Annotated in this window: 8 protein-coding genes; 3 read left to right on the top strand and 5 right to left on the bottom strand. The window is 60.1% G+C overall.

The genetic code is table 11. The annotated features are described in order from the left end of the window. Positions 1 to 14: 14 nt before the first annotated feature. Both AAE029_RS30435 and AAE029_RS30430 read right to left on the bottom strand, forming a co-directional pair. Positions 15 to 815, bottom strand: a complete 801-nt coding sequence (locus tag AAE029_RS30435; protein ID WP_371076659.1) for a class I SAM-dependent methyltransferase — start codon at positions 813 to 815, stop codon at positions 15 to 17. 147 nt (positions 816 to 962) lie between these two features. After that, positions 963 to 1,943 carry an aldo/keto reductase gene (locus tag AAE029_RS30430; protein WP_371076658.1) on the bottom strand — a complete coding sequence of 327 codons (981 nt, stop codon included), beginning with the start codon at positions 1,941 to 1,943 and terminating at the stop codon, positions 963 to 965. A 263-nt stretch (positions 1,944 to 2,206) separates the two neighbouring features. Here AAE029_RS30430 and AAE029_RS30425 point away from each other — a divergent pair, with 263 nt between their 5' ends. Further along, entirely contained in the window at positions 2,207 to 3,844 is a 1,638-nt protein-coding gene (locus tag AAE029_RS30425; protein ID WP_371076657.1) for an AMP-binding protein, read from the top strand. Positions 3,845 to 3,943: 99 nt separating this feature from the next. Here the strand turns inward: AAE029_RS30425 and AAE029_RS30420 are convergent, their stop codons facing one another. From AAE029_RS30420 to secA, 3 genes are all read right to left on the bottom strand, one after another. After that, the gene (locus AAE029_RS30420) at positions 3,944 to 5,221 is read right to left on the bottom strand and encodes a GNAT family N-acetyltransferase (RefSeq protein ID WP_371076656.1); all 1,278 of its coding nucleotides are present in this window, start codon (positions 5,219 to 5,221) and stop codon (positions 3,944 to 3,946) included. A gap of 14 nt (positions 5,222 to 5,235) precedes the next feature. Further along, on the bottom strand, positions 5,236 to 6,639 hold the full coding sequence (locus tag AAE029_RS30415) for a lipopolysaccharide biosynthesis protein (RefSeq protein ID WP_371076655.1): 1,404 nt from the start codon (positions 6,637 to 6,639) through the stop codon (positions 5,236 to 5,238). A gap of 258 nt (positions 6,640 to 6,897) precedes the next feature. Beyond that, positions 6,898 to 9,606 carry a preprotein translocase subunit SecA gene (secA, locus tag AAE029_RS30410; RefSeq protein ID WP_371076654.1) on the bottom strand — a complete coding sequence of 903 codons (2,709 nt, stop codon included), beginning with the start codon at positions 9,604 to 9,606 and terminating at the stop codon, positions 6,898 to 6,900. Between the two features lie 237 nt (positions 9,607 to 9,843). Here secA and AAE029_RS30405 point away from each other — a divergent pair, with 237 nt between their 5' ends. After that, positions 9,844 to 10,761, top strand: coding sequence for a peptidylprolyl isomerase (locus AAE029_RS30405; RefSeq protein ID WP_371076653.1), 918 nt, complete (start codon positions 9,844 to 9,846; stop codon positions 10,759 to 10,761). Positions 10,762 to 10,812: 51 nt separating this feature from the next. Then, the gene (gene argJ / locus AAE029_RS30400) at positions 10,813 to 12,054 is read left to right on the top strand and encodes a bifunctional glutamate N-acetyltransferase/amino-acid acetyltransferase ArgJ (RefSeq protein WP_371076652.1); all 1,242 of its coding nucleotides are present in this window, start codon (positions 10,813 to 10,815) and stop codon (positions 12,052 to 12,054) included. Positions 12,055 to 12,058: the final 4 nt, after the last annotated feature.

Below are 12,058 nucleotides of genomic sequence, written 5' to 3'. Positions count from 1 at the left end.
GACCCCGACGATCTTCACGCCTCGCTGCGGAAAGCCCTCAGTCCGTTCACTTCGACGATCTCGGTCAAGGAACCATCCCGAGCGATACGCAGGAGTTCGCTTCTGAGTGCCTCCTCGAATTCTGCCGTTCGCTCGCCGAGCGCCTGAGGGGACGTGACCGATGAGGATAGGGCGCGGCCGATGACGTCCTCGATCGTCAGCATGCGCTCGCGCAAAATGCCGATGCGCTCCAGCTTTCTGAAGGGCGAGCGCAACAATATGGCCTCGTGCGGGAGCCAGTTCGGTCCGCGGCGCAGCATTTGCTCGGAATGGCGCTCCGGCGAAAAGGTTTCCGTCAGTTGATGGAGGACCGTTCGCCAATTTGGGGACGACGCGATATGGCGGTCGTGGAAGAGCACCACGGCGCCACCTGGCTCGATCAGCGTATCGAGGACCTCAAGCGTTGCGGAACGGTCCATCCAGTGAAAGGAGCGGCCCATGACCGTCAGATGTAATTTTCCGAGGTCGGGGCCGAGATCGTAGGATGAGCCCTGTCGAAGCCTTATGGCGACGCCGGCTTCCTCTGCGTCTTGCGCAGCGGCAGCGATCATTTCCGGCTCGGGATCCATCCCGGTAACGTCGGCGCCGGAGAGACGGGCGAAGGCAATGCCCAACGGGCCGGGACCGCAACCGAGATCGAGCAGCCGCCCGCCCGGCTTGAGCCCTGTCCACTCGGTGATCCGCACGATGAGCTCATCGGGATAAGGTACGCGATAACGCGTATAGTAGGCGGCGGTGGAGCGGAAGCGGTTCGGTTCGAAAGGAACGATGGTCATCGGCGGGAATCCTTGCGGTGGGTGGACCGCGGCTTTGTTAGGACTGAAGTATGACCGGCGCGTGATGATCTCTGCCGCATGTCAGCGGAGGATCTGAATTTCGAGAGCATCAGGCGACATGGTCTGCCGCCTGATGCACTTCTCTTGCTATTTGAACCCCGCAACCCGCCGGGCAACATAGGGCGTCTCGAGAGTCGCCACTTCTTCCGCGGTCAGCTTGAGCGATAACGCCGAGACGGCGTCCGTCAGATGATGTGGTTTGGAGGCGCCGATGATCGGGGCGGTCACCGCACTTTTCTGCAGGAGCCAGGCGGTCGCGACCTGCGCCCGCGGCACGTTGCGCGCCTTTGCAAGGGTGCCGACCGCGTCGATGATCTGATGGTCGGATTCGATGGCCTGGGTGTAAAGCGTCTTGCCGAATTCGTCGGTCTGCGTGCGCTCGGTGCTTTCATCCCAATCGCGGGCCAGCCGGCCACGGGCGAGCGGGCTCCACGGAATAACCGCGATCTTCTGATCCTCGCAGAAGGGCAGCATCTCCCGTTCCTCTTCGCGGTAAAGCAGGTTCAGGTGGTTCTGCATGCTGACGAATTGCGTCCAGCCATTGAGCCGCGAGAGATAGATCGCCTTGGCGAATTGCCAGGCATACATGGACGAGGCGCCGATATAGCGAGCCTTGCCGGCCTTGACGATGTCGTGGAGGGCTTCGAGCGTCTCCTCTATCGGCGTTGAATGGTCGAAGCGATGGATCTGGTAGAGATCGACATAATCGGTGCCGAGGCGGCGCAGGCTGTTGTCGATCTCGTCGAAGATCGCCTTGCGCGAAAGGCCGGCGCCATTCGGGCCGGGGCGCATGCGGTTGAACACCTTGGTTGCCAGCACGACGTCCTCGCGCCGCGCAAAGTCCTTGATCGCCCGACCGACGATCTCTTCGGAATTTCCGTTCGAATAGGTGTTTGCGGTGTCGAGGAAATTGATGCCGAGTTCAATCGCCTGTTTGATGAGGGGCCGGCTCGCCTCCTCGTTCAGCGTCCAGCTATGGTTGCCGCGATCGGATGCGCCAAAGGTCATGCAGCCGAGGCAGATCCGAGATACTTCAAGGCCTGTCGCGCCAAGCTTTACGTATTCCATCGAAGTTCTCCATGATGAATGTGAGGCGTGAGAATTTGAAGATTGACATGGTGTCTTCGCAGGCGGAAATAGGGCGAAGTTTCCCTTTGTCCTTCGTAACCTAACGAAGAATGGGGCTGATGATGAGCTCAATATTGCGTGATTGGCTTTGAAGCGATGCTGAAAACTGCACTCGCTCCGGCACAAGTTTTCAGTCACGCACTGCAACTTGCCGATGGGCGGGTGAAGGTATTAGGTGATGTGGCTTTGATCGGATCCCACGAATGAAACTGCCCTTCCGCGACACCTATGAAGCGCTCTATCGCGATTTTTCCTGGGAAATTCCGTCACATTTCAATATCGGTCGTGCCGTCAGCGACGAATGGGCGGAAAAAGCGCCGCACCGCATTTGCCTCGAGCATTTCGATGCCGGCGGCAATCATCTTTCCATGACTTACAGCGAGCTTGCGCAACGTTCGGCGGCGATGGCGAATGCGCTTGCGGCACTCGGGATCGCGGTCGGTGATCGGGTGGCGTTGCTATTGCCACAATCCTTCGAGACCGTGATTTCGCATGTCGCGATCTACAAGATGGGTGCCATCGCCCTGCCGCTCGCCCTGCTTTTCGGCGTTGAGGCTCTTGAATACAGGCTGAGGCTCTCGGGGGCGAGCGCCATTATCACCAACGGCTTCGGTCTGGAACGTATCCGCGAGATCCGCGACCGGCTACCCGAACTCATCCATGTCATCAGCATCGACGGCGAGTACGATGATGTCCTAGGCTTCAAGACGCTCACCGAAGGCCATCCGACAATCTTCGCCATTGCCGATACGGGGCCCGACGATCCGGCTTTGATGATCTTCACCTCCGGCACGACAGGCCCGCCGAAAGGCGCGCTGCATGGCCATCGCGTTCTGCCGGGACATATTCCGGGCATGCAGTTTGCCCACGAGTCCTTTCCGCAGACCGGAGACAAGCTCTGGACACCTTCCGACTGGGCCTGGGCGGGCGGGCTCTTGAATGCGCTTCTGCCGAGTCTTTTCCTCGGCGTGCCGGTCATTTCCTCGCCGGCGCAGAAATTCGATGCGCATACGGCGTTCCGCATCATGGCGGAGATGAAAGTCCGCAATGCATTCATTCCGCCGACAGCGCTGCGGCTTCTGAAATCGGTGGAACGGCCCCGTGAGAAATATGATCTCAGGCTCCGGACCATCGGTTCCGCTGGCGAAGCGCTCGGTCGTGAAACCTACGAATGGGCTCGCGCTGTGCTCGGCATCACGGTCAACGAATTCTACGGCCAGACCGAATGCAACTTCGTTCTCTCCTCAAGTGCGGCCTTTGGCGTAAGCAGGGCAGGCGCAATCGGACGCGCAGTTCCGGGGCATCGGGTCGCAATCGTCGATGCAAGCGGCGCTGAATTGCCGCCCGGCACGACCGGGCAGATCGCCATTCGTCGTCCCGATCCGGTGATGTTTCTCGGCTATTGGCAAAATCCGGAGGCGACCGAGGCGAAATTTGCGGGTGATTGGCTGCTGACCGGCGATCTCGGCCGGCAGGACGAGGAAGGTTTCGTTACCTTCAAAGGGCGTGACGACGACGTCATCACCTCATCCGGCTATCGTATCGGCCCGAGCGAAATCGAAGACTGTCTTGCCGGCCACCCGGCGGTGCAGCTAGCGGCCATCGTCGGCAAGCCGGATCGGCTCCGCACCGAGATCGTAAAGGCCTATGTCGTTTTGACGCCGGGCCATCAGGCGAGCGACGAACTTGCCGCCGAGATTCGCGACTGGGTCAAGATGCGGCTTTCCATGCACGAATATCCGCGGGAGGTCGAATTCGTGGATGCATTGCCGCTGACGACGAGCGGAAAGATCATACGCCGCCTGCTGCGCGAGAAAGCCGTTGCGGAGGTCTCTGACTAAAGCCTGTCACATGAAAGAGATTCACGCGACAGGCTATAGTCTGTTGTTTCCATGCATGTCGTTGCCGCAAAAACCGCTGCAGACTTTGCGCGACATGCATTAACCGCCTCGACCGGTCAGCGACAATATCCTGTTGCGCAGCAGCTTCGCCATGTTGCGCGTGCTGCGGTACATATGAAGTTGGTTCGCCACCTGACGAACATCGCGGTCGCTGTTCTGTGCAAGACCGATCACCAGCGTTCCCATCTCCTCGCGTTCCCGCCAGAATCTGCTCATGATCGGGTGATCAGGTACCGCACAGGAATCGGAACGAACGATATTGGCATCTTCCAGATGCCATTCCGTCAGTCGACCCATCAGGAGCTTGCCTGGCGAGAAGCGGGCATAGTCCTCGTTATAGGCCGTTTTCCAGGTATAGGCCTCGCCGCCCATCATCAGGACGACCAGAGAGGCGATCGCCTTGCCGTCGACATCGATCGTGTGAATACGGACGGCATCGATCTCGGAGAGATTGGCAATGGCTTCGCGCACGAAAGGCGAATGATAGCGGTCGAAGATCAGGGCGCTGCGGTTCTTGCCCTTCCACCCCTTGGCTTCCATCGTCAGGAATTCTTCGAGACGTTGACGGATTTCCCTTGGCTGGCGGGCAACGTTGTAACTGACCTCGCCCTTTTCTTCGAGGAGCCGCCACTGCCGGCGCATCTCCCGCATATGGGAGGAGGAGATCGCGTTTTGCAGATACGCGTCCGCCTCCTGTGAGCTCTGCAGCATCGGACGCTGGTAGGTGTTCGTCACGGTCACCGGCTGGTTGCGGCTGATGGCAACGGCCTTTGCCATCTGCGCGAAGAGTCCGTTCAGCCGTAGATCCGGAAGGACCAGCGTGGCGGGCAGGTTCATCTGGCGCGAAGCGAATGCCTCGAAGAGATTGTCGAGCGTTTCGGCCGCGTCCTCGCTGTCGATCAGCGGCGTGCCGAGGGGGCTGAAATCGTTCGACCAGCCACGCATGATGGACGGGCCAACGGAAAAGCCCGGCTTGTCGATGGAAAAGGGCATGAGGAAGCGCATGCGGCTACGCTTGCCGTTGTCGTCGCGCATCAGGGCCAGCTTCACCTGCCGGTCGTCCAGGCGCGGCATGGCGGGTGCCAGGAACCGTCCGGTGAAAAATACATTCGGCTCCATCGCCCGGTTTGAAAGAAAATCCAGCTCCTCCTGCAGATCGTAGCCGAGCCTGCCGGGATAGAGGCAAAGTTCGCGGCCCGGCCGGCCCACCTCTATGCGGGCTTCTGCCTGCGGCGCTTCGAAATGCAGCGAGGCGAGTTCGTGGACCATGCGATTGGCCGAACTGTCCGTGCTCTCTGTTATGGGGGGACGCACCATGTCTCTGCGGGCCTTCATGTTGACGGTCGGGCTGGCGTGCGGGCCAGAGCAAAAAGCGTAAAGCCGAGAATCCGGCGGACGGCGACATGCAGAAGTACCGCCTCGACCGCCATGGCGGTCGCGGTGGCAATCGCCGCACCTTCGATGCCGAAATAGGGGATGAGCGTGATGTTGAGCGCGACATTGGCTGTCAGCGCGCCAGCATAGAGAAGGACGCAGACATTCTGCTTGCCAGCCATCATCAGAAGGGTTTCGGCCGGGCCGACCAGGGCCTTGGCGAGGATGCCGGCGAGCAGGATCGCCATCAGCACGTAGCCTGCCGTAAAGGCGGCGCCGAAGAGCGACAGCAGAAGTTCGCCAGCCGCAAGCACCGCAAGTCCGACGGCGAGGGCCGGCCAGAAGGTCCAGCGTGCGGCATCGAGCGCGGAGGCGGCGAGCTTTGCCCTGTCATTCTCGGCAATAATGCCGGAAAACCGCGGGCCGGAAGCCGCCTTGACGGAAAAATTGACGAAATGCACGAGCGCCATCGTCTTGGCGGCGGCGAAATAGATCGCGACGTGCTGGGGATCGAGGAAGATACCGACCACAACGACGTCGGAATTTGTGAGCAGGAAGCTGACGCCTTCAATCAGGAAAATCGGGAAGGCGACGCCGAGCCAGCCGAGGAAGTCTGTCTTCTGGGCGCCGGTCGAATAGTGACGGCGTAACCTGAAGGTGACGGCAATATGTTGTCCGAGGGCGGTCGTCAGTGTGGCGGCAAGGGCAGCCTGCATGGCGGTCGTCGCCGTATGCGGCGCACCCAGGAGGATGGCGGCGAGCATATAGAGAATGATCAGGATCGGCCGGACGATGTAGACGGGACTCAGCGCCATGATCGGCCAGTGATTGGCGCGCGAGGTGCCTTCGAGGATATCGCCGAGTGCGATCATCGGCAGGGCGAGCAGGCCGAGGAAGATCGGAACGAGATAGTAGCTGTCGATCAGATGACCGAAGAAATGCAGCCCGACCATGCCGACGACAAGGACGCTGCTGCCGGAAAGAAGCGCGAAGATGCGCGCCGTGCCGGTTAGACCCCGGATCTCCTCGAAAGCGCCGGAGGCTCGATATTGCGGCAGGAAGCGAATGATCGCCGTATGGAAGCCGAGGCAGGACAAATCGCCGAAGAGGACGATCAGGACCCAGACGAAGACGAAGATGCCGTATTCGAAATCGCCCATGATGCGGGCGAGAACGATCTGGGAGAGGAACGCGAGGGCAGCGCTGAATATGCGAATGGCGAAAACAACAAGCGCCATGCGCTGTGAGGCCGCCTTGTCGCTGCGTTCGGTGAGAACGGCAGCAATCTTTTTGAGCGCCGGCGCGACAATTGTCCGCAGACCACGCGGAAACATCCTTCCCGCTGTTTCAATGACCGCCATGATGAACACGCAAAACTCAGATATCGAGGGCAATCCTGGATACGCACCCTGCCAGATCACCGTTAAGAAACTGTTGGGACGGACGACAAAGGCCTGACCGCAGTCGACACGGTCGTACCGACACCATCGGCGCATAACGCGATCGCAGACATCAAAATGCCGCCCGTGGGCGGCATTGAAATCGTTATCTTTTGTCTTTACGCAATTCCCAACGGGAAACTGCTTCGCACTTTTCCTGAAATTGCTCAGGGAGTGCGATCAGGCCTGCTCGAAGGCGCCGTGGCAGTGCTTGTATTTCTTGCCGGAACCGCAGGGGCAGGTCTCGTTGCGCCCTACCTTGCCCCAGGTCGAAGGATCCTGGGGATTTCGGTCTTCCGCAGGAACCAAATTCAAGGCGGCGGTTTGAAGTGTCGCGTATTCGTCCTCGCCGGTGGTCGGGTCGATGTGGTGAGCCTGCATGACCTGTTCGGCCGGCGGCTGCTCGCGAACGAGTTCGACCCGCATGAGCTGCGCCGTCACCGCCTGACGGAGATTGTTGAGCAGCGACTGGAAAAGCTCGAAGGCTTCAGACTTGTATTCCTGCAGCGGGTCGCGCTGCGCATAGCCGCGGAAGCCGATGACCGAGCGCAGGTGTTCGAGATTGACGATATGCTCGCGCCAGAGATGGTCGAGCGTCTGCAACACGATCGACCGCTCGATGTACCGCATGATGTCGCCGCCGAAACGCTCGGCCTTCTCGTTGGCGGCCGCGTCGGCTGCCTCGATCAAGCGGGCACGGATATCGTCTTCGGCGATTCCCTCTTCCTTTACCCAGTCTTCGACCGGCATATCGAGGTTGAAGGTCGCCTCAACGTTCTGTTTCAGGCCGGCAGCATCCCACTGTTCGGCGTAGGCACGCTCGGGAATGTGCTTGGCGACCAGATCCTCGATGACCTCATGGCGCATGTCGGCGACGGTCTCGGAAATGTTTTCCGCATCCATCAGTTCGAGGCGCTGCTCGAAGACGACCTTGCGCTGATCGTTGAGAACGTCGTCATACTTCAGGAGGTTCTTGCGGATATCGAAGTTGCGGGCCTCGACCTTCTTCTGCGCGCGTTCCAACGCCTTGTTGATCCAGGGATGGACGATCGCCTCGCCTTCCTTCAGGCCCAGCTTCTGCAGCATGCCGTCCATGCGGTCGGAGCCGAAGATGCGCATCAGGTCGTCCTGCAGCGACAGGTAAAACTTCGAGCGGCCGGGGTCGCCCTGACGGCCGGAACGGCCGCGCAGCTGATTGTCGATACGGCGGCTTTCGTGGCGTTCCGTCGCGATGACGTAAAGACCGCCCGCGGCAAGCGCCTGTTCCTTCAGCTGCTTGATCTCCTCGGCGATTGCCTCGGCCTTGGCGTCGCGTTCGGGACCATGCTCGATCTCGGCGAGATCACGCTCTATGCGCATGTCGAGATTGCCGCCGAGCTGAATGTCGGTACCACGACCGGCCATGTTGGTTGCGATCGTCACAGCGCCCGGCACGCCCGCCTGGGCGACGATATAAGCTTCCTGCTCGTGATAGCGTGCGTTCAGAACCTGGAATTTCGAGAAGCCCTGCTTGCGCATGCGGTCAGCGAGATATTCGGATTTTTCGATCGAGGTCGTACCGACCAGAACCGGCTGACCGCGCTTGTGGGCGTCCAGGATCTCGGCGATGATCGCCTTGTACTTCTCGTCGACCGTGCGATAGACCTCGTCGTCCTCGTCGATGCGCTTGATCGGCAGGTTGGTCGGAACCTCCACCACGTCGAGACGATAGATGTTGCCGAACTCTTCCGCTTCCGTCGACGCCGTGCCGGTCATGCCGGCAAGCTTGTCATACATGCGGAAATAGTTCTGGAAGGTGATCTGCGCCAGCGTCTGGTTTTCAGGCTGGATCTGGACCTTTTCCTTGGCTTCCAATGCCTGATGCTGGCCATCGGAGTAGCGTCGGCCCGGCATCATGCGGCCGGTGAATTCGTCGATGATGACCACTTCGCCGTTGCGGACGATGTAGTCCTTGTCGCGCTGGAACAGCTTGTGGGCCTTCAGCGCATTGTTGACATGATGGACGATGGCGACGTTCTCGATGTCGTAAAGGCCGTCACCCTTCAGGAGACCGGCCTGACTCAGCATGTTTTCGAGCTTTTCGGTGCCGTCCTCCGAGAAGTTGGCGGAGCGCTGCTTTTCGTCGATCTCATAATCGCCTTCCGACAGAAGCGGAATGAAGGCGTCGATCGTGTTGTAGAGCTCGGAGCGGTCGTCCAGCGGACCGGAGATGATGAGCGGCGTGCGCGCCTCGTCGACCAGAATCGAGTCCACTTCGTCGACAATCGCGAAGCTATGGCCGCGCTGCACCATCTGAACGCGCTCATACTTCATATTGTCGCGCAGATAGTCGAAGCCGAGCTCATTGTTGGTGGCATAGGTGATGTCACAGTTATAGGCGTCGCGACGCTCTTCGTCGCTAAGGCCGTGCACGATGACGCCCGTCGTCATTCCGAGGAATCCGTAGACCCGGCCCATATTGGCAGCGTCGCGCCGTGCGAGGTAATCGTTGACGGTCACGACGTGGACGCCCTTGCCCGCAAGCGCATTCAGGTAGACAGGCAGCGTCGCGACCAGCGTCTTACCTTCACCGGTCTTCATTTCGGCGATCGCATTGTTGTGCAGGATCATGCCGCCGATCAGCTGTACGTCAAAGGGCCGCAGGCCGAGAACGCGTCGAGAAGCCTCGCGTACGACCGCAAAAGCCGGTATAAGCAGATCATCGAGCGTCTTGCCATCGGCAAGCTGCTGGCGAAACTCGACCGTCTTTGCGGCGAGCGCCTCGTCGGAGAGCGCCTTCATGCTCTCTTCCAGCGCATTGATGGCATTGACCTGCGGAGCGAAGCCGCGGACACGGCGATCGTTGGCTGAGCCAAACAACTTACGGGCTATACCGCCGAGACTGACCATATGACTGGTCCTTTCTGATATTTTTCCCCGGCATTCCTGCAATGCCCGTTACCGAAAAATCCGGCGGTTTGGCATGAAACGCCCGGAAACTGTTCTGGACGAGAGGTTGCGTGACAGATAAGAGGGGGGTCGATTGATGTCAACGGGATTGGCCGATACAGAAAGGCCACATTCTGGTGTTTTGGGCTGGATTCACATGATGCTGAAGCCGGTGGTGTAACTCCGAAAGGTTTTTCTATGTTGAGCTACAACAAACTTGCTGTGGTCGCGTTTGCCACATTCGTCGCGTTTCAGGCCCCGGTGTTCGCCGCTGATGAGGCGGATGCAGTCATAGCCAAGGTCGGGGACCTGGAAATCCGCCAATCCGAACTCGACCTCGCGGTTGCCAATCTCGATCCGCAGCTGGCGCAGCTTCCTGACGATCAGAAGCGTGTCGCTGCCCTCTCGGCGGCGATCGACGTGAAGCTGCTTGCACAGGATGCGCTCGCCGAGAAGCTGAACGATACGCCGGAATTCAAGAACCGCATGGCCTATCTCCAGGACCGCGAACTCCACAATGCCTACTTCAAGGCGCATGTGGTCGATACCGTGACCCCGGATGAAGTGAAGGCGCGTTACGATAAGGAAGTGGCCGCTCTTCCGAAGCAGGAGGAAGTCCATGCCCGCCATATCTTGGTGAAGACCGAGGATGAGGCGAAGGAAGTGATCAAGGAGCTCGATGCCGGAAAGGATTTCGCCGAGCTCGCAAAGGAAAAATCGACCGATCCGAACAAGTCCGAAGGCGGCGATCTCGGCTATTTCACCCGCGGCCGCATGGTCAAGGAGTTCGAGGATGCCGCCTTTTCGCTGGACAAGGGCACCTATTCCAAGACGCCGGTGAAGACGGACTTCGGCTATCATGTGATCAAGGTCGAGGATAAGCGCGATGCACCGCCGCCGCCCTTCGATCAGGTGCAGGACCAGGTTCGTCAATTGGTCATGCGCGACAAGTACCTTGATCTCCTGAACAAGGCGAAGGCGACGTCCAAGGTTGACATCATGGACGAGACGCTTCGCAAGGGTTACGACGAAGCCAACAAGCAGCCGCAGCCGGGCGAAGAAGCGCCGGCCGAGCAGCCGGCCGAAGGCGCACCCGCAGCGCAGCCGCAGCAGTAAGATCCATCGAGCCCGGAATTTCCGGGCTCTTCACTATCATCAGGAAGCATCATGTCCGGTTCCGTCTCTCCGCTCGCTCCCAAGACCTTTGCCTCCGTGCCCGCCTTGCGCGGCGTGCGCATGGCAACCGCCTCCGCCGGCATCAAGTACAAGAACCGGACCGATGTCCTGCTGATGGTTTTCGACAAGCCGGCCAGCGTCGCGGGTGTCTTCACGCGCTCGAAGTGCCCGTCAGCGCCGGTCGATTTCTGCCGCAGCAATCTTCCGCATGGTTCGGCGCGTGCCGTCGTCGTCAATTCCGGCAATGCCAACGCATTCACGGGCCTCAAGGGCAGGCAGGCGACGGAGCTCACGGCTAAATCGGCTGCTGCCGCCGTCGGCTGCAGCGAGGGGGAAATCTATCTTGCCTCGACCGGCGTCATCGGTGAGCCGCTCGACGCTGCGAAATTCGCTGGCGTCCTGGACAGGATGCACGCCGATGCGACCGCCGATTTCTGGTTCGAGGCTGCCAAGGCAATCATGACGACCGACACCTACCCAAAAGTCGCAACACGCACCGCGGATATCGGCGGCGTGACGGTTACCATCAACGGCATCGCCAAGGGCGCCGGCATGATCGCGCCCGACATGGCGACGATGCTGTCCTTCGTGGTGACGGATGCCGATATCTCGCCGGCCGCACTCCAGGTTCTTCTTTCACAAGGCGTCGGCCCGACCTTCAACTCGATGACGGTCGACAGCGATACCTCGACCTCCGACACGCTAATGCTGTTTGCGACCGGTGCTGCCGCCGAGGACGGGCAGGTTCGCGTCGAAACCGCGGACGATCCGCGTCTTTCAAGCTTCCGCCCGGCGCTCAATGCGGTGCTCAAGGATCTGGCGATCCAGGTCGTGCGGGACGGCGAGGGTGCCACGAAGATGCTCGAGATCACTGTGACCGGCGCCGAAAGCGACATGGCCGCAAAGCGCATCGCGCTTTCGATCGCCAATTCCCCGCTGGTCAAGACGGCGGCTGCCGGCGAGGACGCAAATTGGGGCCGTATTGTCATGGCTGTCGGCAAATCGGGCGAGATGGCGGATCGTGACAAGCTTGCCATCTGGTTCGGCGACGTGCGCGTCGCCGTCGACGGCGAGCGCGATCCGGCCTATTCCGAGGAGGCCGCCTCGAACGTTATGAAGCAGCAGGATATTCCGGTGAGAGTCGATCTCGGCCTTGGAGAGGGCAAGGCGACGGTCTGGACCTGCGACCTTACGAAGGAATATGTTGCCATCAACGGCGACTACCGGAGCTGACAAT

It is taken from the genome of Sinorhizobium sp. CB7 (genome assembly GCF_041357635.1).
GTDB lineage: Bacteria > Pseudomonadota > Alphaproteobacteria > Rhizobiales > Rhizobiaceae > Rhizobium.
Note: the sequence above shows the minus strand (reverse complement) of the source record. Positions and strands in the feature narration are given on the sequence as shown.

Coding starts and splice junctions, on each gene's coding strand:
- AAE029_RS30435 (WP_371076659.1), bottom strand. CDS start 815: ATGACCATCGTTCCTTTCGAACCGAACCGCTTCCGCTCCACCGCCGCC.
- AAE029_RS30430 (WP_371076658.1), bottom strand. CDS start 1,943: ATGGAATACGTAAAGCTTGGCGCGACAGGCCTTGAAGTATCTCGGATC.
- AAE029_RS30425 (WP_371076657.1), top strand. CDS start 2,207: ATGAAACTGCCCTTCCGCGACACCTATGAAGCGCTCTATCGCGATTTT.
- AAE029_RS30420 (WP_371076656.1), bottom strand. CDS start 5,221: ATGGTGCGTCCCCCCATAACAGAGAGCACGGACAGTTCGGCCAATCGC.
- AAE029_RS30415 (WP_371076655.1), bottom strand. CDS start 6,639: ATGGCGGTCATTGAAACAGCGGGAAGGATGTTTCCGCGTGGTCTGCGG.
- secA (WP_371076654.1), bottom strand. CDS start 9,606: ATGGTCAGTCTCGGCGGTATAGCCCGTAAGTTGTTTGGCTCAGCCAAC.
- AAE029_RS30405 (WP_371076653.1), top strand. CDS start 9,844: ATGTTGAGCTACAACAAACTTGCTGTGGTCGCGTTTGCCACATTCGTC.
- argJ (WP_371076652.1), top strand. CDS start 10,813: ATGTCCGGTTCCGTCTCTCCGCTCGCTCCCAAGACCTTTGCCTCCGTG.